The organism is Sphingomonas sp. 22176 (assembly GCF_052045505.1).
Classification (GTDB): Bacteria; Pseudomonadota; Alphaproteobacteria; order Sphingomonadales; family Sphingomonadaceae; genus Sphingomonas.
Genome location: NZ_JBQEPL010000001.1, coordinates 1544674 through 1570005, shown reverse-complemented (window position 1 = coordinate 1570005; position 25332 = coordinate 1544674). Strand labels below are relative to the sequence as shown.

Below are 25332 nucleotides of genomic sequence, written 5' to 3'. Positions count from 1 at the left end.
TTCGCCTTTCGCTGTGTTCGGAGATTTCGGGATGTGATCCCGGAAAGTGGGGGGCGCCTTGCCATGCTGCAAGCCGCCTGTCAAAGCCGCGCCCATGTCGAACACCGATCCCCGCCCTCTCACCCTCGCCGCGCGCGGTCCGTTGCGTGGCACCGTTACCGTTCCCGGCGACAAGTCGATCAGCCACCGCGCGATCATGTTTTCCGCGCTTGCCGTCGGCGAAAGCCGCATCGAAGGCCTGCTCGAAGGCGAGGACGTGCTCGCCACCGCCGCGGCGATGCGGGCGATGGGCGCGCAGGTGGAACGCGGCGAGGACGGCACCTGGCGGGTCCACGGCGTGGGCGTCGGGGGTCTGCAGCAGCCCGCCCAGGCACTCGACATGGGCAATAGCGGCACCTCGACCCGCCTGCTGATGGGTCTGGTCGCCAGCCATGGCATCACCGCGACCTTCACCGGCGACGCGTCGCTTTCGGGCCGCCCGATGGGCCGGGTGATCGAGCCGCTGAGCCAGATGGGCGCCGAGATCACCGCCAGCCCCGGCGGCCGCCTGCCGCTGATGCTGCGGGGCATGTGCCCGGCGGTGCCGATCGAATACACCCTGCCCGTCGCCTCGGCACAGGTGAAGTCGGCGGTGCTGCTCGCCGGCCTCAACACGCCCGGCATCACCCGCGTGATCGAGCCCGTACCTACCCGCGACCATAGCGAGCGGATGCTGCGCGGCTTCGGCGCCGAACTGACCGTCGAGGACGGCCCCGACGGCAAGATCATCTCGATCACCGGCGAGGCCGAGCTCAAGCCTCAGCACATCGTCGTGCCGGGCGATCCTTCGTCGGCCGGTTTCTGGATGGTCGCGGCGTCGATCGTGCCGGGCTCGGAGATCACCATCGCCAATGTCTGCATGAACCCGACGCGCACCGGGCTGATCACCGCGCTGCGGATGATGGGCGCCGACATTTCCGAGACCAACGCCCGCACCGTCGGCGGCGAGCCGGTCGCCGATCTCGTCGTCCGCCACGCGCCGCTCAAGGCGATCGAGGTGCCCGCCGATCTCGCGCCGAGCATGATCGACGAATATCCGGTGCTGTTCGTGGCCGCCTCGCTGGCCGAGGGCCGCACCGTCGCCCGCGGCGCGCACGAATTGCGCGTGAAGGAATCGGACCGGATCGCCGCGATGCATACCGCGCTGGAAGCCTGCGGCGTGGTGACAGAGGAGTATGAGGACGGCCTCGCCATCCAGGGCTCGGCCGGCGCGCCGCTGGCCGGCGGCGGCAAGGTCGCGACGCTGCTCGATCACCGCATCGCGATGAGCATGACCGTCGCCGCACTCGCTGCCGAACAGCCGATCGCGATCGACGATGTCGCCCCGGTGGCGACCAGCTATCCGAACTTCTTCGCTACGCTGGACGCGCTGACTGCCGGCTAATGCAACAAGTTCACGGCAACTCCCTTGACGCGCGGCGCCGACCTCGCAAGGGAACCGCATGATTATCGCAGTCGACGGCCCGGCAGCTTCGGGCAAGGGCACCATCGCGCGCGCCCTCGCCCGCCAGTACAACTTGCCGCACCTTGATACCGGCCTGCTCTATCGTGCCGTTGCCGCAACGGTACTGCGCGAGGGGCTGGATCCGAGCAAGGAAGCCGACGCGGTTGCCGCCTGCGGCTTCGACGATTCGCTGCTCGCGGATCCGTTCCTGCGCACCGACGAAGTCGGCCAGACCGCGTCGATCGTCTCGGCGCACCCGCTGGTGCGCGCGGCGCTGCTCGCCCGCCAGAAGCGCTTCGCCCAACAGTCTGGCGGCGCGCTGCTCGACGGCCGCGACATCGGTACGGTGATCGCGCCCGAGGCCGAGGTGAAGCTGTTCGTGAAGGCGACGCCGATGATCCGCGCCCAGCGCCGGCACCTCGAGCTGCGCAAGAACGGCATCAACGTCAGCCTCGACAAGGTGCTGGCCGACATCCGCGCCCGCGACGAGCGCGACTCGCAGCGCAGCGAGGCGCCGCTGGTGCAGGCCCCTGACGCGGTGACGCTGGATACCAGCTTCCTGTCGATCGACGCGGCCGTGCAGCGCGCGATCGAGATCGTCGAGAAGAAGCGGGTAGCGAACTGCTAACTCCTCCCCTGCTCCGGGAGGAGCTGGAGCCCCCGAAAACCTTGCTTTCCCGCCCCATCCGCAGTAAGGCGCGCGCATCCTGCGGACGGGTGCTCGTGGGGGATGGCGCTGGAGCTTCGCTTCCACGCGCCCTTTTCGCGTTTAGACGCGTCTGGCCGTCCCCCGCCTGAACCCGTGCGAAGGATGTCGCGACCGGCATTCGGCCGCCGCGGCGATTCTGGCCCTCAAGACCGCCGGATCCAACCGGCTGGCCGGAAAAACGAACGTTAGGAACCTCTTTTTTATGGCCACTACGGCAACCCCATCCCGCGACGATTTCGCGGCACTGCTCGACGAAACCTTCGGTCAGGCGGACGGCTTTGAAGGCCGCGTCGTGATCGGCACCGTCACCGGCATCGAGAACGACCTCGCCGTCATCGACGTGGGCCTCAAGTCCGAAGGCCGCGTGCCGCTGCGCGAATTCGCAGCGCCGGGCCAGAAGGCTGACCTCAAGGTCGGCGACGAAGTCGAAGTCTATGTCGACCGCGTCGAAAACGCGAACGGCGAAGCAATGCTCAGCCGCGACCGCGCCCGCCGCGAAGCCGCCTGGGACAAGCTCGAGGCAGAATTCGCCCAGAACACCCGCGTCGAAGGCGTCATCTTCGGCCGCGTCAAGGGCGGCTTCACCGTCGACCTCAACGGCGCCGTGGCCTTCCTGCCGGGCAGCCAGGTCGACATCCGTCCGGTGCGCGACGTCACGCCGCTGATGGACATCGCCCAGCCCTTCCAGATCCTCAAGATGGACCGCAAGCGCGGCAACATCGTCGTGTCGCGTCGCGCGGTGCTCGAGGAAACCCGCGCCGAGCAGCGCTCGGGCCTGATCCAGAGCCTCGCCGAGGGCCAGGTGATCGACGGCGTCGTCAAGAACATCACCGATTACGGTGCGTTCGTCGACCTGGGCGGCATCGACGGCCTGCTGCACGTCACCGACCTGAGCTACAAGCGCGTCAACCACCCGTCGGAAGTCCTGAACATCGGCGACACCGTCCGCGTTCAGATCATCCGCATCAACCGTGACACGCAGCGCATCTCGCTGGGCATGAAGCAGCTCGAGAGCGATCCGTGGGATGGCGCGAGCGCGAAGTACCCGGTCGGCGCCAAGCTGTCGGGCCGCGTCACGAACATCACCGAGTACGGTGCGTTCGTCGAGCTGGAAGCCGGCATCGAGGGCCTGGTCCACGTTTCGGAAATGAGCTGGACCAAGAAGAACGTCCATCCGGGCAAGATCGTCTCGACCTCGCAGGAAGTCGAAGTCGTCGTGCTCGAGGTCGATCAGGAAAAGCGCCGCATCTCGCTCGGCCTCAAGCAGGCCCAGCAGAACCCGTGGGAGCGCTTCGCCGAAGAGCACCCGGTCGGTTCGACCGTCGAGGGCGAAGTCAAGAACGCTACCGAGTTCGGCCTGTTCATCGGCCTGGACAACGACGTCGACGGCATGGTCCACATGTCCGACATCGCCTGGGGCATCTCGGGTGAAGACGCGCTGGCCCTGCACCGCAAGGGTGAGACCGTCACCGCGATCGTTCTGGCCGTCGAAGCCGACAAGGAGCGCATCTCGCTCGGCATGAAGCAGCTCGAGCGTGGCGGCGTCGCCGCTGCCGGTTCGACCGGTGGTGCCGATCGTCTGGGCAAGAACTCGGTCGTCACCGTCACCGTCCTCGAAGTCCGCGACGCGGGCCTCGAAGTGCAGGTTGGCGACGACGGCGCGACCGGCTTCATCAAGCGCACCGATCTCGGCCGCGACCGCGACGAGCAGCGTCCGGAGCGTTTCCAGGTCGGCCAGAAGTTCGACGCGATGGTCACCGGCTTCGATCGTTCGAAGAAGCCGACCTTCTCGGTCAAGGCGATGCAGATCGCCGAAGAGAAGCAGGCCGTGCAGCAGTATGGCTCGTCCGACTCGGGCGCGTCGCTGGGCGACATTCTGGGTGAGGCCCTCAAGGCCCGCAGCCAGAACAACTAATTTTGCGACCTGAAGAGGGGCTCGGGCACCGCGAAAGCGGTTCCCGGGCCCTTCTTTTTTGATTTTAGGATCCCGTCAACCACATCTTCTGGTTGATGCAGATTGGAAAAAAGCGCTAAGGTTTCCTTGGGGATAGCCGTTGCGCGGCCATTGGGGGGCGCGTTTCGCCAAGGGAGGGGCCCGGATGATCCGGTCTGAGTTGGTTCAATTGCTGGTACAGGAAAACCCGGGACTTTCGGTCCGGGAAGTCGAAAAGATCGTCTCGATCTTCTTCGACGAGATTGTCGGCCGGCTGAGTGAAGATGGGCGCGTGGAGCTTCGCGGCTTCGGCGCATTCTCGACGCGGGCGCGCGATGCGCGCACGGGTCGCAATCCGCGGACCGGCGAATCCGTGGAAGTGGACGCCAAGCGCGTCCCCTATTTCAAGCCGGGCAAGGAGATGCGCATCCGCCTCAACATGTGATGTGCGCTTGACACGCGGCGTGCGGCAGCGTCTTGCCTGCCGTCCATCGCGGACGTGGCGGAACCGGTAGACGCCGGAGACTTAAAATCTTCTGCCTTTCGAGGCTTGCGGGTTCGAGTCCCGCCGTCCGCACCAGCATCGTGCTGATTCGACGCTGAAAAGGCCCGGGGTCGGCATCGCAGCCGATTCCCGGGCCTTGTCGTATCCGGGCCCCGCTGTCGGGCGCCTGCGCTTACCAGTCCTTGGCCACAGCGCGCCCCTCCCGCCATTCGGCGAGGCGACGGACGGTGCCGGCGGTGACCTCCACGGGCAGCGCATCGAGATCGAAGGCACCTGCCTCGACGATCTCCAGCGAGGGGCGAAAGGCGAACTCGACCTGCTCGACCAGCGCGATCGTCACCGTATCGCGGCGGAAATTCGGCCGGTGCTGCAGCGTGCCGCGCACGTGCACCGCGCCGTGGGATACCATGCCGGCTTCCTCGCGAAGTTCGCGCAGCACCGCCTGCTCGGCGGTTTCGCCGGCTTCCTGGCCGCCGCCCGGCAAGTGCCAGCCCGGGATATAGCTGTGGCGGACGAGGATCACCTGGCCCGCCGGTGTCAGCGCGATAGCCCGCACCCCGCGCGTCTGCGGCCGAGTGACGAACCATCCCACCGTCCGCACCGCCAGATAGCCGCGCAGCGCCAGCGTGATCGCCAGCGCGGTTACCGGATGCGAATGGAGCCGATTCGATGCCATAACCGCGTGATAGGCCTCAGAACCCCCGCGCGGAACCCACCGGGGTTGGCAGCACGGGCGCGCTCCCATAGAGCTTGGGTTTCGCCGCCAGGGACCCGCCGATGCCACGCCTGCGCCTGCCCGTGATCGCCCTGCTGCTCACCGCCACTGCGTGCGGCGGGCCGGCGGGGCAGCGCAAGGACACGACGCCGGTGGTGGTCAGCGCGATCGGCAGCGACGCGCTGCTCGTCGACCCCAGCACCACCGCGATCGACACCGCGCAGGCCGTCGCGCTCGCCGCGACGGCGCAGGGGCTGGTACGCTTCGACCGCACCGGCCAAATTGAACCCGCCTTGGCCGAGCGCTGGGCGGTGTTCGACGATGCCCGCAGCTATATCTTCCGCCTGGGCGAGGCGACCTGGCCGGATGGCCAGCCGGTGACCGCCGGCGAGATCGTCCGCGTGCTGCGCCGCGCGGTCGCGGCCAATACGAAGAGCCGGCTCGCACCCTATCTCGCTGTAATCGACGAGATCGTCGAGATGACGCCGCAGGTGATCGAGGTGCGGCTGAAGAGCCCCCGCCCCGATCTGCTTAACCTGTTCGCCCAGCCCGAAATGGCGGTATTTCGCGGGCGCAGCTTCGCCGGATCCGGCCCCTTCCGCATCGTCGCAGGCAAGCGCGAGGGGCTGCTGCTGCGCCCCGCCGAGGAGCCCGGCGACGATCCCAAGGCGGCACCGTCGCCGCAGGACTATGTGCGGCTGCGCGGCGAACGTGCGGCGGCCGCCGTCGCCCGGTTCCGGGCAGGCGCCTCCGACCTGGTGCTGGGCGGGTCGCTGGTCGACTGGCCGATCATCGACGCGGCCGGGATTGCGCCGGAGAATGTTCGGGTGGACGCCGCCACCGGGCTGTTCGGGCTGGCGGTGCTGCACCGCGACGGCTTCCTCTCCACCCCGCAGAACCGTGCAGCCATCGCCATGGCGATCGATCGCAGCGCGCTCACCAAAGCGATCGCCTCCGATTGGGCCCCCGCGGAAACGATCCTGCCCGCGCAGATGGACTCTGCCGCCCCCCCTGCCCCCGGCAGCTGGATGACGGTCGCGCCCGACCAGCGCCGCGCGCTCGCCAGCCAGCGCGTGCGCGAATGGCAGGCCGTGCATCGCGGGCCGATCGACATCACCCTCGCCTTGCCCTCCGGCGCCGGCGCGACGCTGCTCTGGGGCCATCTCGCCGCCTCGCTGATCGCCATCGGGATCACGCCCCACCGGGTGGGCCTGGGCGATCCGCAGGCCGATCTCGTGCTGGTCGACGAAGTGGCGCCCTATGACAGCGGCCGCTGGTATCTGGCGAACGCCTGTCGCGCCTGTTCGGACGACACCGCGACGCTGATCGCCGCAGCCCGCGACGCGCCCGATCTCTACAACCGCACCCACCGCATTGCGGAGGCCGACGCGATGCTGGCGAGCGACGTTGCCTTCATCCCGCTCGCACAGCCGCTGCGCTGGTCGATCGTCGCGCTGCGCCTCTCCAACTGGCAGGGGAACGCGCGCGCCTGGCACCCGTTGAACCACCTGCGCAAGCAGTGAGGGTCAGGGAATGGCACGGGCGACAAGGCTGAATGAGGGATTCGCACAGCGGCTGCCGATCGGCACCGATGCCGTGGCAGTGCGCCAGCGGATCGAAGCGATGGAGCATCTGCTGGAAGGCATGGTGACCATCCCCGGCACCCGCCGCAAGGTGGGGCTGGACGTGCTGCTCGATTTCGTGCCGGCGGTAGGCCCCAGCATCGCCGCGGCGATGGGCGCCTATCTGGCCTGGGAAGCCCGCAACCTGGGTATGCCCAAGCGGACGATCGCACGCATGGCGGGCAATATCGGCGTCGACTGGGCGCTGGGGATGATCCCGTTCGTCGGCGCGGTGCCCGACTTCTTCTTCCGATCGAACACCCGCAACGTGCGGCTGATCAAGCGCTATCTGGACAAGCACCACCCGGCGAGCGTGGTGATCGACGCATCTTCCTAAGCCCCTCCTCCTCGGAGGAGGGGTTGGGGTGGAGGGATGCCAGAACAGGGGTTGGTCTCCTTGAGCCCCCCCCCCCTGAAGGGGAGGGGCTTAGCGGTATCGTCTACCGCCCGCGCCAGATCTTCAGCGTCGCATCGTCCGCGGCACCGCCCGTCCCGGCCTCACATCGCCGGTAGCGGAAACGCGTGTCCAGGCAGAGCCACAGCTCGTCCAGCCAGCCTTCGCGCGTGGTCGTCACGCGGATGGCGTTCGCCGGAATCGCGCGGTTCTTCGCGGCGAAGGCCTGCTTGAACGCGCCCACCGTCAGCGTTCCCTGCGACAGGGCCTCCATGTCCGGGGTGCGGATCGCCCGGTACAGGCTGGTCGAGCGCCGGAAATAGCCATCGGGCGTCGTCTGCATGCAGGTGCCGTGCTTGGCCCATTCGTGCTGGATCAGCTGCTCGGAGGGAGTCGCGCACATCGTCTTGCGGATCAGGGCGGGCGGCAGGATCGGGGTCGCCTTGCAATATTGCGGCCACAGCTTGCCGCGTCCGTCCGGCCACAGCCCGTGCAGGGTGAAGCCGAAGCGGTTCTGGCCGCCGCACTGGAAGGCCTTGCCCGGCTCGTCGCCATGCGCGCGGCAGAAGCCCGGCGCCCAGGTGAGCGCCAGCGTATAGCTGCCGATCGGCAGGACGCGCTGCGGCTCCTTGGCGCTCGGCAGTTCGGGCAACGGGCGCTCGACCTTGTTCGGCGCCATGCACATCTGCGCCTGCGCCAGCGCCGCCCCCGGCAACAGCGCCGCAATCACGCCCAGGCCTCCCACAATCGCCTTCATGCCCATCTCCATCACACGTTCCCGAAATCGAGGCCGATATCAGCCGCCGGCGCCGACTGGGTCAGCCGGCCGACGCTGACATAGGTGACGCCGCTCTGGGCAATCGCCCGGATCGTATCGAGCCGCACCCCGCCCGAGGCCTCGGTCGGCACCCGGCCGGCGACCAGCGCCACCGCCTCGCGCAGCATGGCCGGGTCCATATTGTCGAGCAGCAGATGCGTCGCGCCAGCGCCGAGCGCGGGCTCGATCTGGTCCAGCCGGTCGACCTCGACGATGATCCGCGCGATCCCCGCCGCGACCGCGCGCGCCACCGCCGCTTCGACCGAGCCGGCGACCGCGACATGGTTGTCCTTGATCATCGCCGCGTCCCACAGGCCCATGCGATGGTTGGTCGCGCCACCCATGCGAGTCGCGTATTTCTCCAGCACGCGCAGCCCCGGCAGGGTCTTGCGGGTGTCGAGCAGCGTCGCGCCGGTGCCGGCGATCGCATCGACATAGGTGCGCGTCATCGTCGCGATGCCGCTGAGATGCTGGACGGTGTTGAGTGCCGAGCGCTCGGCGGTGAGCATCGCCCGCGCCTTGCCGCGCAGCCGCAGCAGCGCCGTACCCGGCGCCACCTGCGCGCCGTCTTCGACCAGGCGTTCGAGTTCGACCCCGGGATCGAGCGCGCGGAAGAATGCCTCGGCAATGGGCAGCCCGGCGACGGTGATCGGATCCCGGCTGTCCATCACGCCCGCGAAGCGTGCCTCTGCGGGGATCACCGCCGCGGCAGTGATGTCGCCGCCGCTGCCGAGATCCTCGGCCAGCGTGGCGCGGACGAACGAGTCGCAATCGAAACCGGGGAGCACGAAGGTCATGCCGGGGCTGTAGAATCCCCGGCCGCGCGCGTCTACGCGATCTGCAGCGGCGCCGGGCGACCGTCGAGATAATTGGCCGCGGGCTCGTCGAAACGGAAGCCGCCGGCAGCAAGGCGGATCAGGATCTGGCGGACGTGGAGCATGCTCGTCCGGCTCTCCTCGATCCGCTCGGGATCGGTCAGCGCCTTTTCGGTGAGCACCACGCCGCGCGCCCGGCGGGCAAGGCAGCCGCTTTCGATCATCGCGGCGACACGGCGGTGCGCGGTCGACGGCGGCAGGCCCAGCGACCGCGCGACCGATCCCGTCGAAACCGGCTGGCACAGGGCGTCGGGCGGCAATGCGCTGAATTCGGTATAGGCGAATGCCAGGTCGCGATTTTCGGTGAATGGGCGTGCATTGGCGCACAGGATCGCGTTGGCCAGCACCAGATCGGTCCAGGACTGAAAGCGGTGGGCGTGAAACTCGATGCCGGTCAGCAGCACGTCATGCGCGGCGGCGAGCCCGGTGTGCCAGTCATAGCCGAGATGCGCGCGCGTCTCCGGCAGCGCCACGCCGAAGCTGCGCATGTCCTCGATCATCGCGACCAGCGCATCGTGGTTGCCGCGGAACAGCGCGATGATCTCGGGGCGCGCGTGCACCGCCTCGGGCACCGTCACCCCCGCGGGGCCGCGCTCGCACAGGCCCGCCGCGCACAGTGCATGGATATGCCGCCGCATCGTCTCGAAGGGGCGGCCCAGCGAGGCGGCGAGCGCGTTGATGCTGATCGCCTTGGCGCCGCGCCCATCGCCGCGGGCATGGCCAGCGCCGTGCGGCGACAGCATCTCGCTCGCGCGTGCCACCACCATGAAGATGATCGCCCGATCCAGATCGCCGTCCAGCGCGCGCACGCCCGCTGCGACCATCGTCGTCTCCAGCGCCGCGATCAGCCGCACGATCAGCCGGCCGTGCGGCATCGGCACGTGCTTGCGATCGACCACTGGCGCGGATCGGATCATATCCTGCATCGACAACATCGGCCCCAGAGGAGAAAATAACACAAGTCCTCATTCGTCCCGCCCAGAATGAGTGCCCCTAAAGTAGCGAATCGTTACTAGCCCAGATCAATGCGCTGGTCGACGTAGCTGAGGTCGCTGTATCAAAATGAAACAGGGAATGCTGCCGGAAAATGGGCCTGGAAACTGGCCGGAAAGCTGGACTGCCGCCGCAGCCGCGCTGCAGGATCGGCGCGAGGCCTTGGGCTTGTCACTGGAACACCTCGCCGACTGCACCTGTATTGGCCGCACGCATCTGATCGCACTCGAAGCCGCCCGGTTCGATCGCCGCGGCGCCCTGGTCCATGCGATCGGCTTTGCCCGCTCGGTGGCGCGGGCGACGGACCTGGCGGAGGCCCCGATCCTCGTCGCCATCCGAAACAGCCACGCCGAACGCCGGCCCGCCGCCGCCGCGCCGATTACCAAGGGGGAGGCGCCGCCGGATCCCCAACCTCGGCATTGCCACCACCGCGGCGCGCCATGGCGCGCTGCTCTCCGACGGACGCAGCCAGGCGATCAGGCGCGCACCGGCCCCAGATCGCCCTGCCCCACCGTGCCGCTTGCCAGGTCGAGCATGCGGTCGAGGCTCTTCTTCGCCTGCACCCGCAGCCCCTCTTCGATCTCGATCCTGGGGCTGAGGTCGCGCAGCGCGAGGTAGAGCTTCTCCATCGTATTGAGCGCCATGTACGGGCAGATATTGCAGTTGCAGTTGCCGTCGGCACCCGGCGCACCGATGAAATTCTTCTCCGGCATCGCCTTCTGCATCTGGTGGATGATATGCGGCTCGGTGGCGACGATCAGCGTGGCGCCTGGCATCGTCTTGGAGAAATCGAGGATGCCCTTGGTCGAGCCGACATAATCGGCGTGATCGAGGATATAAGCCGGGCATTCGGGGTGCGCGGCGATCGGGGCGCCGGGATGCTCGGCTTTGAGCTTCAGCAGCTCGGTCTCGCTGAACGCCTCATGGACGATGCACACGCCCGGCCACAGCAGAAGCTCGCGCCCGGTCTTGCGCTGGAGATAGCCGCCCAGATTGCGGTCCGGACCGAAGATGATCTTCTGGTCCGCCGGGATCTGCGCGAGGATCTTTTCGGCCGAACTGCTGGTGACGATGATGTCGCTCAGCGCCTTCACCTCGGTCGAGCAGTTGATATAGGTCAGCGCGATATGGTCCGGGTGCTTGGCGCGGAAGGCGGCGAACTGGTCGGGCGGGCAGCTGTCTTCCAGGCTGCAGCCGGCGTCCATGTCGGGCAGCACGACGATCTTGTCGGGCGAGAGGATCTTGGCGGTCTCCGCCATGAAGCGCACGCCGCAGAACGCGATCACGTCCGCATCGGTCTCCGCGGCCTTGCGGCTGAGGTCGAGGCTGTCACCGACGAAATCCGCGAGATCCTGCAGCTCGGGCTTCTGGTAGTAGTGCGCGAGGATTACCGCATTCCGCTCCTTGCGGAGCCGCTCGATCTCGGCGCGGAGATCCAGTCCGTTGAGGCTGCCGCCGATGCCGTTGCGCGCGTCCATTCCCAAACTCCCGTGGTTCGCCCGCCACATGGCCCGGTCGGGCCGCAGGATCAAGGGAAGGCAGGCGTGATCGGACGATGGCTGCCGGCGGTACCCGCCGCGATGCTGCGGGCAAGGGCGGTGCCTGCCGGGCTGAACGCGATCGCGTCGGCGGCCAGCTGCACTGCCAGCGTCATCCCGATTCCCCAGAGCCAGGCGGGATGGACGCGGCCCGCGCGGCGCTGGTCGGCGATCGCGCCGATCACCGGCAGCACCAGCACCGCAGCGACCGTCACCCACCAGGCATAGGGCATGAACAGGGGCATCGGCAGCAGCCGCCCGAGGCCGGGGCCGCAGAGAATGGCCATGCCGCAATACATCAAGCGGCGGTGCCAGCTGGTCTGCCGCCGCTTCACCAGCGCGGCGCCGACGAAACCGCCGAACAACAGCAATTGCAGCGGATTGCTGATCAGAAACTCACGGACGTCGAAGAAAAAGGGCGCGCCATGCTGGACCGACAGCACGGTCATCAGCGTGCCGAGAAATATCATCAGCGGCACCCAGAACAGCGCCACCCAGCCCAGCCGGCGATGCAGCGCCACCGATCCGCCGTCGACCAGCAGAGTCTGCGCGATGTACAGCGCGATCCAGCTGAAAAAGACGAAGGCGTGGACGTGGAAGATCAGCGGCACCGCGAAGCTCGACCGCCCCGCCGCGAGATTGAGGGAGAAGCCCGCAACGTCGATGGCGCCCATCACGAACGCCATCACCAGAAAGAAACGCGTGTCTCCGGCGCGCACGCGTAGCGGCGCCTGCACAATCGTTGCCATTTCCCACCCCTCCAATTTGGGCAGGGTATACCTCTACTTTGGAGATTCTACAATCACAGGCACTTCTACTATACCCGTTTCGGAGGGTTACTCGGGGAGCAGCCGCCAGCTGTCGCCTGCAGCCTCTACCCGGCCGCGCGCCTGAAGATCGAGCAGATGGGCGAGCACCGATCGCCCCGCCGCGCCGTGCAGCTGCGGATCGAGCCCGACATACATGCGCGCCACCATCGCCGGCACCGCGCCGATTCCTTCCGCCAGCAGCCGCAGGATCTGTCCCTCTCGCTGCTTGCGGTGCCCCGCCAGCCCGCGCACGAAGCGCTGCGGCCGCTCGATCGGATCGCCATGCGCCGGATAGTAGATGCGGTCCTGCTCGCGGGCCAACAGCCTCTCGAGGCTGGCCATATATGCCGCCATATTGCCGTCGGGGGGCCCCACCACCGTGGTCGACCAGCCCATCACATGGTCGCCGGTGAACAGCGCGCCGCTTTCCTCCAGCGCGAAGCAGAGATGGTTGGAGGTGTGCCCCGGCGTCGCCACCGCGGTGAGCGTCCAGCCCTGCCCGGCCACCTGCTCCCCATCGGCGAGCACGGCATCCGGCGCATAGCCGGTATCGAACGACGCGTCCGCCCGCGGACCGGCATCGTCGAGCACCAGCGGCGCACAGCCGATGATCGGCGCACCCGTCGCCGCCTTGAGCGCGGGCGCGGCGGGGCTGTGGTCGCGGTGGGTATGGGTGCACAGGATCGCCCGCACCGGCCGCCCGTCGATCGCCGTCAGCAGCGCGGCAAGATGCTCGGCATTGTCGGGGCCGGGATCGATCACCGCGAGATCGGCAGTGCCGACCAGATAGGTCTGGGTGCCGGTATTGGTGAAGGGCGAGGGATTGTTCGCCAGCACCCGCGTCACCAGCGGTTCGAGCGTCATCGCGAGGCCCGTGGGCGCGTCATCGGTCATGCCCCCGCATTTGGGCATTCGCCGGCCAAGAGCAAGGCGCCGATGGCAAGGTGAGGGGGAGCGGGACCGGCCCCGAAGGAGTAGGCCGGCCCCGCCGAGCACGCCGCTGCGGGGCAATTGCCGCGGCGCGCTACACTCAGTCGTTGTCCGTGGCGTCGCTGCGCAGTTCGGCGAGCGCCTCGTCGATGCCGGCGAGCGCGTCCGCGCGCTGCTCGGCGCTGAGATTGCGCTGCATCTCGATCGTGCGGCGGGCGTGCTGCAGGCTCGTCAGCGCGCTGCGCATCGCCACCTGCTTGTTCATCGCCGCCATCTGTTCGGCATGCGCGGCGCCGGCACTCGCACTAGCAGCGCTGGCGCTCATCGCAGCGATGCGGTCGCTGCAGACGATCATGATCTGCTTGTTGCCTTCGCGGCGATGCTCGACGGTGGACGTGTTGCCCTTGCCGCAGGTGCCGTTGCGGATTTCCGGAATGCTCGCCTGGATCGCCACCATGTCGGGCATGGTGATTTCCTGCCGCTCACCGTCGCGCTGGACGATGACCATCTTCTGGATGGCGTGCCCGTCGGTCACCGAGCGGTCGATGCGGACGACACGGGGCTTGCCGGCCGGACCTTCGCGGACCGCTGGTGCAGCCGGCGCCGGCGGCACGACCGGTGCGCGCGGCGCAGCGGCAGCGGCAGGCGCGATCGGCTCCACGGGTGCAACCGGGGCGATGGGCGCGACAGGTGCCACCGGCATGTTCTGCGCCTGGATGGCCCCGCTCACCTTGTCGCGGATTCGTTCGGCGGCTTGGCTGCCCGAAGCGGTCAGCGCCAGCGCGGCGAGCGAAACGGTGGTGATCCCGGCCAGCCCCGCGCCGATGCGGATGGGGGAAAGCTTCCGGTGGATCGAGAGCATGCGTAATCTCCCTTTGACGTCGTTTATGGTGTGGAGGTGACAAGCCGCCGAGACCGCGCCCCCATGCGCGGACTTGACGATTGCACGGCCATAAGCATGGCGCAGTGCCTGAGCGCGGCCGGCGAGCACCAAGGCGTCGCAGGCCATTTCCTGGTCGGCACGGAAGGCGCGAAACGCCCGCCATGCGACCGGATTGAACCAATGGGCGGCCAGCACGATCAGCGCGACCCAATTGGCGATCAGGTCGCCGCGCAGATGGTGGCCGAGTTCGTGGGCCAGCGCGAGATCGCGTTCGACCTCGTCGTAGCGCTCGGAAAAATCGCGCGGGAAGGCGACATATTTGCGGAAGATGCCGAAGGCGAGCGGCCCGTGCGCGGCATCGGTCTCGATCACCCGCACCCGGCCCTGCGCCACCGTCCGATCAACCCGCGCCCGCGACAGCAGGTGCCGGCAGAAGCGGCGATGCGCGATCAGGTGATAGGCGAGGAACAGCAGCGCGCCGATCACCCAGAGGCCAAGCAGCAGCATGGCGACACTGGGCCCACCGGGTGCGTGGGTCGGGGCCACCAGCGCGGCCGGCACATGATGCCCCGCCGCGCTCAGGTCGATCTCGATCACCGCGCTCTTGTCGATCGTCGTCGGCAGCACGTCCGGGTTCATCACCCCCATCACCACGCCCTGCCCCTGCTCTGCCGAGCGGGTGAGCGGCGCGAGCCACTGGCTCAGATGCCACTGTCCCGGCAACGGCGGCAGCAGCATCCGCACCACGGGAAGCACCCACAGCGCATAGGCGAGCTGCGGCCCGAACGCCTTGCGCACCGGTCCGCGCAGCGCGAGCGCGAGCAGCATCAGCAGCGTGCTTGCGAGCACGGTCTCGATCCACCAGCTGGTCATTGCTTCAGCTCCTTCAGGAGAGCCTCGATTTCGGCGATGTCCTGGTCGGTGATGGCATCGCGCTCGGCGAGATGCGCCACCAGCGGCGTCAGCCGGCCGCCGAACAGCCGGTCGATCAGCTTGCGCGATTCGCCCACGACATAATCGCCGCGCGCGACGAGCGGGCGATAGCGATAGCGCCGCCCCTCTTCCTCATGCGCGATCACGTTCTTGGCGAGCAGCCGCCCGAGCAACGTCTTGACCGTGTTGGCGCTCCAGTCGCGATCGACGGGTACGCGCTCGGCCACCTCCTGCGCAGTGAGCGGCGACTCTTCCCAGAGCACTTCCATCACTGCATGTTCGGCTTCGCTGATTCGTTCGGTCATACACCCTCACTGACTACGTATGTAATCGCTCCGATTACGTCTGTAGTCAAGGCAATGAATACCGGATGAACCGGATATCGCGCCGGCAAAGCGTCGGGGGAATTTACACTCGGGCGCGGTGGTTAACGGCGCTTCACCATCGGACCCCGCGGAACACCGTGCATCCCGAAAACTGGCACGCGCCCTGCAACGTGATAGGCACCCGGAGCATTCCCCAAAAATGCTCCAGCGTCCCCCAAAGACGCTTCAGGGCGGGCCGATGGTTCACCGGCATGGCCATCGACCCGCCCGCACCGGGGCCGAACCGGTGAAGACTGTATACCGACAAACGAAAAGGGCCCCCGCCATCGGCGAGAGCCCTTCCCTTGTACCCGTACGAAACCGCGTCAGGCCGAAGCCGCGACGCCCTTGTCGGCCATCAGCTGGGTCAGCTCGCCGCTCTCGTACATTTCCATCATGATGTCCGAACCGCCGACGAACTCGCCCTTCACATAGAGCTGGGGGATGGTCGGCCAGTCGGAAAACGCCTTGATGCCCTGGCGGACGCCCTGGTCCTGCAACACGTCGACGCTGTCGAACTCGACGCCGAGATGGTTGAGGATCGCCACGGCACGGCTGGAAAAGCCGCACTGCGGAAACAGGGGGCTGCCCTTCATGAACAGCAGCACGTCGCTGCCGTCGACCAGCTGCTGGATGCGGGCCTGGGTATCGTCGGTCATTGCTTACTCCTCGGGCGTCGCTTCGGTGGTCAGCTGGAGCGCGTGGAGCACGCCGCCCATCCGTCCACCCAGCGCCGCATAGACGGCCTGATGCTGCCGCACGCGCGGCATGCCCCGGAACATGGGGGCGACGACGCGCGCTGCATAGTGGTCGCCATCCCCGGCCAAATCGGTGATCTCGATCTGGGCGTCGGGGATCCCGGCGCGGATCAGCGCCTCGATCTCGGCAGCGGGCATCGGCATGTTACTTGGATTCCATCAGCTGGCGGCGCGCCTCGACGGTCTGCTGCTCGATCGCGCGACGCACGGTGGCGTCGTCGATCTCGATATTGGCGGCGAGCATGTCGCCGAGCAGCTTGCGGATCACGTCCTCGTCGCCGGCTTCCTCGAAATCGGCCTGGACGACGGCCTTGGCATAGGCGTCGGTCTCTTCGGGCGTGAGGCCCATCTTGGCGGCGGCCCACTGGCCGAGCAGCTTGTTGCGGCGCGCGGTGATGCGGAACGCCATATCCTCGTCGCGCGCGAACTTCGCCTCGAACGCCCGTTCGCGATCGTCGAATGCGGTCATCATATGCCCCTTACCTAAACTCGGGCCCGAGATAGGAGGGCCGGGCCGCGCTGGCAACGGGGGTGGTTCCGGATGGTGGGGTTGTCGTGTCTCCGTCCTCTCCCGCCATCGCAGGGCGACCGCACCGGACACCAAGGTACTGCGGTATCTCAAAAACCTTCGTCATTCCCGCGAAGGCGGGAATCCATTGCCCTGTGCGCTGGGGGAAAGAACCTCGACATCCGCGCCAATGGATCCCCGCCTTCGCGGGGATGACGCTGTAGGCGCGGGTTCGAGCGCGCCGAGTTTTGGCAGTAGAATAGAGGCGTGGATGCTCGCGGAAGTCAGATGTTCAGCGCGATCGCGATCACCCCAGCAGAAATCAGAAACGGCGCGAGGAACGCCGCAACGCCGCCGAACCAGCCCCATTTCCGGTAGGCCCACTCGATCCCGAACTCCCAGCAGAATTCAAAAGCGGCTCCAACGACCTCTGCCATGCCCACGCCCTGCACCGGAATGAGTCGAACCCCAGCCCCGACTACTTTAACCGAATACAATCATAGCAACGCCGAACAGCGCAAGCCCGCTCCAAAACACGCTAGCAACCCAGAAGGCAATTGGAGCCGATTGCCTTCTGGTGTCGATCGCCGGCCCTGCTCCATTGCTGAGATACATGTTACCGGACAAAAATCCGGCTGCCAAAATCATCGCGGAGAGAAGGAGAATTGCGGCACCAGCGATGGCGGACATAGACATGCCGGATCATCGCGCGCCCATGTTATGCTGGCAAGCTGGCGGCTGAAAATTGGGCGCTGATACGCCCTACCCTCCTACCCGCACCACCACCTTCCCGATGACCGCCCGCGCTGCCATCTTGGCGATCGCCGCGCCTCCCTCGGCAAAGGGAAACACCTCGGTCACCCGCGGCGCGATCTTGCCTTCGCTCCACAGCCGGAACAGCGTGTCGACATGCGCGCGATTGGCCTGCGGATCGCGCGCGGCGAAGGCGCCCCAGAACACGCCGCACACGTCGCAGCTCTTGAGCAGCGTCAGGTTCAGCGGCAGCTTCGGGATGCCCGCCGGGAAGCCCACCACCAGATAGCGCCCTTCCCAGCCGATCGCGCGCAGCGCCGACTCGGCATAGTCGCCGCCTACGGGGTCGTAGATCACGTCCGCGCCCTTGGGGCCGACCGCCGCCTTGAACGCCTCGGCCAGCGCCTTCGACGCTTCCTTGTCGAGCGGCCCACGCGGATAGACCAGGGTCGCATCCGCCCCCGCCGCGCGCGCGGCCTCGGCCTTTTCCTCGGAGGAGACTGCCGCCACCACCGTCGCGCCGTATGCCTTGCCCAGCTCGATCGCCGCGAGCCCTACGCCCCCGGCCGCACCCAGCACCAGCAGCGTCTGGCCGGCGCTCAACCGGCCGCGATCGAGCAGCGCATGGAGCGTCGTCGCATAGGTGAGCAGCAGCGCCGCGCCGTCCTCGAAGCTGCGACCTTCGGGCAGGCGGTAGAGCTGCGCCGGGCTCAGCACCAGCTTCTCGACCAGCCCGCCATGGCCCGGCACCGCGATCACCCGGTCGCCCGGCGCCCAGTCGGTGACGCCCTCGCCTACCGCTTCGACCACGCCTGCGATCTCGCCGCCCGGCGCGAACGGCCGGGGCGGCTTGAACTGGTAGCGGTCCTCGATGATCAGCACGTCGGGATAGTTGATCGCGCAGGCGTGCACCGCGACCAGCACCTGGCCCTTCGCCACTACGGGATCGGGCAGTTCTTCCAGGCTTAGAGTATCAGGTCCGCCCGATGCCTTCGACAGCAACGCCTTCATGTCCGCCTCCTACAGCGATCCACGGGCGTTCGTGCGCAGCCGCGGATTCGAATTTCGAAATCGCGGTATCTTGTGCCAGCGTCATGCCGATCTCGTCCAGCCCCTGCATCAGGCAGTCGCGGCGGAACGGGTCGAGCTCGAAGGCGAAGCGGTCCTGGAAGTCCGTCGTGACGGTCATCGTCTCCAGGTCGACGGTGATGTTGTTGGCGGTCGCCACCTGCACCAGCCGGTCGATCGCTTCCTGCGGCAGCACCACGGTGACGATGCCGTTCTTGAAGGCGTTGCCCGAGAAGATGTCCGAAAAGCTCGGCGCGATCACCGCCTTGATACCCATATCGGCCAGCGCCCAGGCGGCATGCTCACGGCTGGAGCCGCAGCCGAAATTCTCGCCCGCGACCAGGATCGGTGCCCCTGCATAGCGGGGATCGTCGAACAGATTGCCCGGCTCTGCGCGCACGCTCTCGAAGGCACCTTTGCCCAGCCCCTCGCGCGTCGTGGTCTTCAGCCAGTGCGCGGGGATGATGATATCCGTATCGATGTTCTTGGCGCCCCAAGGATAGGCCCGGCCCGAAACCTGCTGGATCGGCTCCATCAGCGGCGCTCCGCCGATACGGTGTTCAGATGCATGGACACAGCTTTCCTAACGAATGGCCGGCGGCCATCCCGAATTTCCGGCAATCGGCCGCCCGCGTCAGCGCGGTGCGACGACAGTCCGCTCGAGCGCCGGTATGGTCTTGATCGGCGTCTCCGGCCGCGGATAGGCACCCGCATAGGCAGCGGCGACACCGCTCAGGATCGTTCCGGCAATCAATGCGACGAGCGCCTTTTTCACGGCGTCTCTCCCCTTAACTATTACGCCTGGTTCGCCATCAACTCGCGAACGTCCGTCAGGTGCCCGGTCACCGCCGCCGCCGCCGCCATTGCGGGCGAGACGAGGTGCGTGCGCGAGCCCGGACCCTGCCGCCCTACGAAATTGCGATTCGAAGTGGAAGCACAACGTTCTCCGGCGGGAACCTTGTCCGGGTTCATCGCCAGGCACATCGAGCAGCCCGGCTCGCGCCACTGGAAGCCCGCCTCCAGGAAGATGCGGTCGAGCCCCTCTTCCTCGGCCTGGCGCTTGACCAGCCCCGAGCCCGGCACGATCAGCGCCTGGCGGATGCGGTCGGCGACCTTGCGGCCCTGCACCACAGCTGCGGCGGCGCGCAGATCCTCGATGCGGCTGTTGGTGCACGATCCGATGAAGATGTGCTCCACCGGGATGTCCTGCATGGCGGTGCCGGGGGTGAGCCCCATATAGTCGAGCCAGCGCTGCGCGGCGGCGCGCTTCGAGGGATCGGCGAAGCTCTCCGGATCGGGCACGACGCCGGTGATCGGCACCACGTCCTCGGGGCTGGTGCCCCAGGTGAGCGACGGCGCGATGTCCGCCGCGTCCAGCGTCACCACCTTGTCGTACACCGCGCCCTTGTCGGTCGGCAGCGTCTTCCAATAGGCGACGGCGCGGTCCCACGCCTCGCCGGTGGGGGCCATCGGACGGCCCTTGAGATAGGCGAAGGTCTTCTCGTCCGGCGCGATCAGGCCCGAGCGTGCGCCGCCCTCGATCGACATGTTGGAGATCGTGAGCCGCCCCTCGATCGAGAGGTCGCGGATCACCTCGCCGGTGAACTCGATGACATAGCCGGTCCCGCCGGCCGCGCCGATCTTGCCGATGATCGCCAGCACCACATCCTTGGCGCTGACCCCGTGACCAAGCTTGCCGTCGACGCGGACTTCCATCGTCTTCGACTGCTTGAGCAGTAGCGTTTGCGTGGCGAGCACATGCTCGACCTCGCTGGTGCCGATGCCGAAGGCCAGCGCCCCCAGCGCGCCATGCGCCGAGGTGTGGCTGTCGCCGCAGACTAATGTGGTGCCAGGCAGTGTGAAGCCCTGTTCGGGCCCGACGACGTGCACGATCCCCTGCCGCGCATCGAGTGCGTCGATATAGGGCACGCCGAACTCGGCGACGTTGCCGCGGAGCGCCGAGAGTTGGCCGGCGCTGGCCGGGTCGGCGATCGGCAGCGGGTTGCCGGCGGTGTCGACGCGCGGGGTGGTCGGCAGATTGTGATCGGGCACCGCGAGGGTAAGGTCGGGACGGCGCACCTTGCGGTCGGCGGCGCGAAGGCCGGCAAAGGCCTGCGGGCTGGTGACTTCGTGGACGAGGTGCCGATCGATATAGATCAGGCAGGTGCCATCGTCCCGGCGCTCGACGACATGGTCGGCCCAGATCTTCTCGTACAGGGTGCGCGGTTCACTCGACATGCGCGCGCTTTAATCGAATCGTGCGCGGATGCAAGGTTGAGAGACATTTTCTGCCGCGCAGATCATCGCATGCCCATGCGGTGGCAGGGCGAACCCGGCAGCCAGCACCGCGCAATTTCGGTCCTTTGCCCGGTTCCAGGCCAAAAAATATAACTTTAATTTCCGTCAAATTCTCACTTAATTATCTCAGCGGTTCAAATCTGTTAACCACCGCTGTTCAGCAAAGCAGCGATCAGCAGTAGTAAACGACAAGTTAGAATTTCAGCTCCGGCACAATACTAATTTCATGATCACCGATTCATGAACCTGCATATTATGATATTCTTTGAAATATTTTGCAACTTGTTCGTTTTGCTGATTTTCTTTCCACAATGAGCTTGCCGGACGCAGGGACGCCCGGTCGCGGGTCGGCGTTTCCGACCCAAGGCCGCAGAAGCGGCTGCAGTACCTAGAAGGAAATCATCATGGCTTTTTCGGTTAACACCAATGTCGGCGCAATGGCGGCTCTCCAGAGCCTGACTGCGACCCAGAAGGACCTGGCCACCACCCAGAGCCGCATCAACACCGGCCTGGACGTGTCCTCGACCAAGGACGACTCGGCTTCCTACACGATCGCGCAGGGCCTCCGTGGTGACCTGGGCGGCCTGAAGGCGGTTTCGTCGTCGCTCAGCCGTGCAAAGAGTGTGACGGATGTGGCCGTTGCCGGTGCCGAGCAGATCTCCGACATCGTCAACGACATGAAGTCGAAGGCCACCCAGGCGGCGGACGCCGGCATCGACAGCTCGACCCGTGACGCCCTGAACAAGGACTTCACCGCGCTTCGTGACCAGATCACCACGATCGTGAACGGTTCGGACTTCAACGGCACGAACCTGCTCAAGGCTTCGGGTGGTCAGGTGACCGCGCTGCAGTCTCTGCAGGACTCGAACACGTCGACCAGCCAGTGGAACCCGGACTCGCTCACCGTGGCGAACCAGGGTCTCGACCTCGGCGGCTCGACGATCACCGTCGCGTCGACCGGCCAGATCGACACCCAGGCAAATGCCCAGGCGATGGTCGACACGCTGACCACCACCCAGAACAACCTGAAGACCACGCTCAGCACGCTTGGTGCCGCTTCGCGCAAGATCGACGCGCAGCAGACCTTCACCAGCAAGCTGTCGGACGTGATCGACGCCGGCATCGGCAACCTCGTCGACGCCGATCTGGCGAAGGAATCGGCGAAGCTGCAGGCGCTGCAGGTCAAGCAGCAGCTCGGTGTGCAGGCGCTGTCGATCGCCAACCAGGCGCCGCAGACGATCACCTCGCTGTTCCGCTAACAGCCCGACGCCCCACGTCCCGCGGGGCCGAAGGGTTGCAGGGGCCGGGATGGTTCGCCATCCCGGCCCTTGTTCCTTGGGCGCCAGGCGTGTGTGCCAGCCTTGCTCAGAACTTGAACCGCATGCCGGCGCGATACACCCGGCCGATCTGATCATAGAGCGCCGGGTTGTTGAAGATGGTCGAGCGGGCCGGATCCCGGTCCAGCAGATTGTCGACCTTGCCGTACAGCGTCACGTCCTTCACCACGTCGAAGGTGGCGCCGACGTCGAGATAGAAGGATCCCGGCATATAGGCGTTGTCGATCGTCGGGCGCGCTGCGGTCGAGGCCGGACAGTTGCTCTGGCAGACGACATATTGGTTGCCGATCGTCCCCGAGCTGAACCAGCGCTCCTGCACCAGCAGCGAGAAACGGCCGCTGTCATAGGTCTGCACCGCCAGCCACTTCCAGTGCGGCGTGGCGCCCAGATTGTTGCCGGCATTGTCGACCGAGATCGTGCCCGGCAGCCCGGTATCGGTGATGTTGTTGATCACATGCGTCGCCAGCGCACGCAGCGTGAAATTGCCGGGCAACCCCAGCGGCCGGGCCCAGCGATAGCTCGCCTCAATGTCGAAGCCCTCGGTGCGGATCGACGCCAGGTTGAACGCCTGGACGTTGATGAAATTGGGCCCTGCGGTGTTGGCCAGGTTGAACGCGCCGCAGGTCTCCGGCAGCACCTTCTGGTAGCAGAGCTGGACGATGTCGGTCGCCGCGAGGCTGGAGATCACTTCGTCGACCTTGATCTTGTACCAGTCGAACGAGAGGTTGAGCCCCGGCGCCCAGCCCGGATTGGCAAGCGTGATGCCGGCGGTGGTGTTGCGCGCGATCTCCGGCTTGAGCGCGGTGTTGCCGATCGCATTCTGGATCACCAGCACGTTGGTGTTGGTGAAGGGGTCGAAGAAATTGGGCAGCGTCGTCGTCACCGGTGCCGCGAACAGTTCGGACAGGTTGGGCGCCCGCACGTCGCGCGAGGTGACGCCGCGGATGCGGAAGCCGTCGATCGGCAGGTCCCAGGTGCCGCCGATCTTCCACGCCCAGACCGTGCCCGAGGTGCTGTAGTCGGTGACGCGCACCGCGCCGTTGAGGTTGGCGCGGCCCAGCTTCTCCGAATTGAGGAAGGGCAGGTTCGCCTCGAAAAACGCTTCCTTGACGCTGTAGGCGCCCTGCCCGTTCTTGTAGTTGCCGGCATACCAGTTGTTGCCGCTCGCCAGCAGCACCGGATCGTTGGGATAGTCGCCGCCCGGCGCGGTGGCGTCGAAGCCGGCACCATAGGCGTCGGCAGTCACCTTGTAATATTCGTGGCGATACTCGCCACCGAATGCGATCGACAGCGGTCCGGCCCAGAGATCGACCGGCGAACCGGAGATGTTGATGCTCGCCACATCCTGGGTCTGGCGAGTGCGCTGGAACGGCCCGTGCTCGGGCATGATGTAGGACAGCGCCGCCGCCGACGGATTGCCGCCGATGATGTTGAGCGGCTGGCAGCCGTTCGCCCGCGCGGTGGCATCCCGGCAGACGATCGTGCCGTTCAGCGTCGTCGCGTCGATCGCCTGGTTGAAGCGGCGCGACAGCAGGATGTTGCGCACGTCGATATCGGTATAGTTGGTGCCGTGCTCGCCATAGACGTCATAGGTCCAGGGCGTACCGGCGACGTCCAGCTTGCCCTTGCCACCCACCACGAAGCGATATTGGCGGCGATCGGTGTAGACGCGGGTGTTGCCCAGCGCCGCGTTGCTGGTGCCGTACTGGAAGCTGGTGATGCCCGCGGTCGCGCAAGCCTGCTGGATCAGCGCGGGCACATAGGGGTTGGCGCATTGCAGCGTCAGGCCGGGCCGGTTCTGGCCGTTGACCGGCTGGTTGTTGGTCTTCACCTGGCCGATATTGACGCTGAAATAGAGCTCGTTGTCGGGCGCGATGTCGAAGCCCGCCCGGCCATAGCCATTGATCCGCTCGATCGCCGACTTGAGCGAGCGCCCGGCATCGACATTGCCCGAAAGATCCCCGCCCTCGCAGAAGCCGGGATAGCAGCCGAGGATGGTGCCGGCGGCATTCTTCGCAGGCACGCCGTTCGAGCCATACTGGAACTGGAAGGGCTGGCCGCTCTGATCGAAGGCGATGCCCTGCAGCGGTCCGGCGGTGATCAGGCCATATTTGGTGAAGGTGGTCGATTGCGCCCAATCGCGCACCAGATATTGCGGCTGCCCATCATTGAGCACGCCGCGATTGACCAAGGTGCGCTGGGTGAACCAGGTGCGGCCGTTCGCCAGCTTGGTGCCGAACTCGCCCCCGCCGATGCCCTCTTCCTTGTCATATTCGGCGCTGCCAACCAGGTGGAGCCGGTCGCCCAGCGCGCTGGTGCCCGCCGCGAGCTGGAACAGCCCCGTCGCGTCGTCGCCATAGGTGGTGATGCCGCCCTGGATGTTGCCGCGAATGCCCTTGAAGTGGGTGTCCGTGATGAAGTTCACCACGCCGCCCACCGCGTCCGAGCCATAGGAGGCCGAGGCACCGCCGTTGACGATGTCGACGCGCTTGACCAGCAGCTGCGGGAACAGGCTGACGTCCGGCACGCCGGTGACGTTGGCGCCGACCACACGCTGGCCGTCGAGCAGCGTCAGCGTGCGGATCGTACCCAGGCCGCGCAGCGAGAAGGAGCTGAGCCCCTGCTGCCCGCTCGAGGTGCTGAAGGTGTTGACCTGGGTGCCCGACGAGCCCTGGAGCGACGGCAGCTGCGATATGGTAGTGAAGACGTTGGGCTGGGCATTGGCGGCGATCTGTTCTTCGCCGAGCACTGTGGTCGGCGTGGGCGCGTTGAAGCCGCTCACCGCGATGCGCGAGCCGGTGACGATGATCTCGCTATCCTGCGAGTCCGTCCGCGTCTGCGGGACGCTATCCTCGCTCGGCTGCGACTGCGGCGCGGTCTGCGCCAGCGCCGACAGCGGCGCGAGTCCAAGCCCAGCGGCGATCAGCCCCAGCGACGTGGTGCGCAGCAACGCGCGGCGGCGATCCCTCTTCTCGTAGAACATCCTCACCTCCCTGTTTCGGCGTCCGTTGTTCGGACCAGCGGGGAGGCGGCGGCAAATGCGCGGCGCGACGCGCCGAACATGCCGACAACGCCAAGACGCACCACTCCTGTCGCGGTGCAACAA

26 protein-coding genes, 1 tRNA gene and 1 pseudogene are annotated in these 25332 nt (G+C 66.9%); 9 read left to right on the top strand and 19 right to left on the bottom strand.

The window, feature by feature from the left end:
* The first annotated feature begins 94 nt into the window (after positions 1–94).
* From aroA to ACTJKY_RS07610, 5 genes are all read left to right on the top strand, one after another.
* Entirely contained in the window at positions 95–1423 is a 1329-nt protein-coding gene (gene aroA / locus ACTJKY_RS07630) for a 3-phosphoshikimate 1-carboxyvinyltransferase (protein WP_440845144.1), read from the top strand.
* A gap of 58 nt (positions 1424–1481) precedes the next feature.
* The gene (locus tag ACTJKY_RS07625) at positions 1482–2111 is read left to right on the top strand and encodes a (d)CMP kinase (RefSeq protein WP_440845143.1); all 630 of its coding nucleotides are present in this window, start codon (positions 1482–1484) and stop codon (positions 2109–2111) included.
* A 283-nt stretch (positions 2112–2394) separates the two neighbouring features.
* The gene (gene rpsA, locus ACTJKY_RS07620) at positions 2395–4107 is read left to right on the top strand and encodes a 30S ribosomal protein S1 (protein ID WP_440845142.1); all 1713 of its coding nucleotides are present in this window, start codon (positions 2395–2397) and stop codon (positions 4105–4107) included.
* A gap of 184 nt (positions 4108–4291) precedes the next feature.
* On the top strand, positions 4292–4570 hold the full coding sequence (locus ACTJKY_RS07615; RefSeq protein WP_141986357.1) for an integration host factor subunit beta: 279 nt from the start codon (positions 4292–4294) through the stop codon (positions 4568–4570).
* A gap of 48 nt (positions 4571–4618) precedes the next feature.
* Positions 4619–4705: transfer RNA gene (locus tag ACTJKY_RS07610), tRNA-Leu, on the top strand.
* Positions 4706–4802: 97 nt separating this feature from the next.
* On the opposite strand, the gene ACTJKY_RS07605 is transcribed toward ACTJKY_RS07610, so the two are convergent.
* Complete coding sequence (locus tag ACTJKY_RS07605) at positions 4803–5306, bottom strand: NUDIX domain-containing protein (RefSeq protein ID WP_440845141.1); 504 nt, start codon at positions 5304–5306, stop codon at positions 4803–4805.
* A 101-nt stretch (positions 5307–5407) separates the two neighbouring features.
* Here ACTJKY_RS07605 and ACTJKY_RS07600 point away from each other — a divergent pair, with 101 nt between their 5' ends.
* Complete coding sequence (locus ACTJKY_RS07600) at positions 5408–6868, top strand: ABC transporter substrate-binding protein (RefSeq protein WP_440845139.1); 1461 nt, start codon at positions 5408–5410, stop codon at positions 6866–6868.
* A gap of 10 nt (positions 6869–6878) precedes the next feature.
* Positions 6879–7304, top strand: coding sequence for a DUF4112 domain-containing protein (locus ACTJKY_RS07595; RefSeq protein WP_440845137.1), 426 nt, complete (start codon positions 6879–6881; stop codon positions 7302–7304).
* Positions 7305–7407: 103 nt separating this feature from the next.
* On the opposite strand, the gene ACTJKY_RS07590 is transcribed toward ACTJKY_RS07595, so the two are convergent.
* Genes ACTJKY_RS07590 through ACTJKY_RS07580 form a run of 3 tightly spaced genes read right to left on the bottom strand, consistent with a single transcriptional unit; the run spans position 7408 to position 9970 of the window.
* A complete protein-coding gene (locus tag ACTJKY_RS07590) occupies positions 7408–8118 on the bottom strand; it encodes a ribonuclease T2 family protein (protein WP_440845136.1) in 711 nt (236 codons plus the stop codon).
* 11 nt (positions 8119–8129) lie between these two features.
* Positions 8130–8975 (bottom strand): carboxylating nicotinate-nucleotide diphosphorylase, encoded by an 846-nt coding sequence (gene nadC, locus ACTJKY_RS07585; protein ID WP_440845134.1) that lies wholly within the window; start codon positions 8973–8975, stop codon positions 8130–8132.
* Positions 8976–9007: 32 nt separating this feature from the next.
* Positions 9008–9970: a helix-turn-helix domain-containing protein gene (locus ACTJKY_RS07580; RefSeq protein ID WP_440845133.1), complete on the bottom strand. Its 963-nt coding sequence runs from the start codon at positions 9968–9970 to the stop codon at positions 9008–9010.
* A 145-nt stretch (positions 9971–10115) separates the two neighbouring features.
* Between ACTJKY_RS07580 and ACTJKY_RS07575 the strand changes: the two are divergent.
* Positions 10116–10307: pseudogene (locus ACTJKY_RS07575) on the top strand (helix-turn-helix domain-containing protein); the annotation flags it as partial.
* A gap of 215 nt (positions 10308–10522) precedes the next feature.
* On the opposite strand, the gene nadA reads toward ACTJKY_RS07575, so the two are convergent.
* The 14 genes from nadA to leuC form a co-directional block, all read right to left on the bottom strand.
* Positions 10523–11524, bottom strand: coding sequence for a quinolinate synthase NadA (gene nadA / locus ACTJKY_RS07570; RefSeq protein ID WP_440845132.1), 1002 nt, complete (start codon positions 11522–11524; stop codon positions 10523–10525).
* A 50-nt stretch (positions 11525–11574) separates the two neighbouring features.
* Positions 11575–12333, bottom strand: a complete 759-nt coding sequence (locus ACTJKY_RS07565) for a hypothetical protein (RefSeq protein ID WP_440845131.1) — start codon at positions 12331–12333, stop codon at positions 11575–11577.
* Positions 12334–12420: 87 nt separating this feature from the next.
* Positions 12421–13287: an MBL fold metallo-hydrolase gene (locus tag ACTJKY_RS07560; RefSeq protein WP_440845130.1), complete on the bottom strand. Its 867-nt coding sequence runs from the start codon at positions 13285–13287 to the stop codon at positions 12421–12423.
* 136 nt (positions 13288–13423) lie between these two features.
* Positions 13424–15079, bottom strand: a complete 1656-nt coding sequence (locus tag ACTJKY_RS07555; RefSeq protein WP_440845129.1) for a M56 family metallopeptidase — start codon at positions 15077–15079, stop codon at positions 13424–13426.
* Positions 15076–15444 carry a BlaI/MecI/CopY family transcriptional regulator gene (locus ACTJKY_RS07550; protein WP_093293954.1) on the bottom strand — a complete coding sequence of 123 codons (369 nt, stop codon included), beginning with the start codon at positions 15442–15444 and terminating at the stop codon, positions 15076–15078. Before ACTJKY_RS07550 ends, ACTJKY_RS07555 begins: the two co-directional genes overlap by 4 nt.
* Positions 15445–15830: 386 nt before the next feature.
* The gene (gene grxD, locus ACTJKY_RS07545; protein ID WP_084582175.1) at positions 15831–16163 is read right to left on the bottom strand and encodes a Grx4 family monothiol glutaredoxin; all 333 of its coding nucleotides are present in this window, start codon (positions 16161–16163) and stop codon (positions 15831–15833) included.
* A 3-nt stretch (positions 16164–16166) separates the two neighbouring features.
* On the bottom strand, positions 16167–16406 hold the full coding sequence (locus tag ACTJKY_RS07540) for a BolA family protein (RefSeq protein ID WP_064313164.1): 240 nt from the start codon (positions 16404–16406) through the stop codon (positions 16167–16169).
* A gap of 1 nt (position 16407) precedes the next feature.
* Positions 16408–16731: a DUF1476 domain-containing protein gene (locus ACTJKY_RS07535; RefSeq protein WP_440845128.1), complete on the bottom strand. Its 324-nt coding sequence runs from the start codon at positions 16729–16731 to the stop codon at positions 16408–16410.
* Positions 16732–17054: 323 nt separating this feature from the next.
* The gene (locus ACTJKY_RS07530; protein ID WP_440845127.1) at positions 17055–17207 is read right to left on the bottom strand and encodes a hypothetical protein; all 153 of its coding nucleotides are present in this window, start codon (positions 17205–17207) and stop codon (positions 17055–17057) included.
* Positions 17208–17253: 46 nt separating this feature from the next.
* Positions 17254–17466, bottom strand: coding sequence for a hypothetical protein (locus tag ACTJKY_RS07525; protein WP_440845126.1), 213 nt, complete (start codon positions 17464–17466; stop codon positions 17254–17256).
* A gap of 66 nt (positions 17467–17532) precedes the next feature.
* Positions 17533–18534, bottom strand: coding sequence for an NADPH:quinone oxidoreductase family protein (locus ACTJKY_RS07520; protein ID WP_440845125.1), 1002 nt, complete (start codon positions 18532–18534; stop codon positions 17533–17535).
* The gene (gene leuD / locus ACTJKY_RS07515) at positions 18497–19126 is read right to left on the bottom strand and encodes a 3-isopropylmalate dehydratase small subunit (RefSeq protein WP_440845123.1); all 630 of its coding nucleotides are present in this window, start codon (positions 19124–19126) and stop codon (positions 18497–18499) included. The genes ACTJKY_RS07520 and leuD overlap by 38 nt, the downstream gene beginning before the upstream one ends.
* A gap of 99 nt (positions 19127–19225) precedes the next feature.
* Positions 19226–19366 carry a hypothetical protein gene (locus tag ACTJKY_RS07510; RefSeq protein WP_157105662.1) on the bottom strand — a complete coding sequence of 47 codons (141 nt, stop codon included), beginning with the start codon at positions 19364–19366 and terminating at the stop codon, positions 19226–19228.
* 20 nt (positions 19367–19386) lie between these two features.
* On the bottom strand, positions 19387–20829 hold the full coding sequence (gene leuC, locus ACTJKY_RS07505; protein WP_440845122.1) for a 3-isopropylmalate dehydratase large subunit: 1443 nt from the start codon (positions 20827–20829) through the stop codon (positions 19387–19389).
* A gap of 464 nt (positions 20830–21293) precedes the next feature.
* Between leuC and ACTJKY_RS07500 the strand changes: the two genes are divergently transcribed.
* The gene (locus tag ACTJKY_RS07500) at positions 21294–22148 is read left to right on the top strand and encodes a flagellin (protein WP_440845120.1); all 855 of its coding nucleotides are present in this window, start codon (positions 21294–21296) and stop codon (positions 22146–22148) included.
* Between the two features lie 106 nt (positions 22149–22254).
* Here the strand turns inward: ACTJKY_RS07500 and ACTJKY_RS07495 are convergent, their stop codons facing one another.
* Complete coding sequence (locus tag ACTJKY_RS07495) at positions 22255–25209, bottom strand: TonB-dependent receptor plug domain-containing protein (protein ID WP_440845119.1); 2955 nt, start codon at positions 25207–25209, stop codon at positions 22255–22257.
* Between the last annotated feature and the right edge of the window lie 123 nt (positions 25210–25332).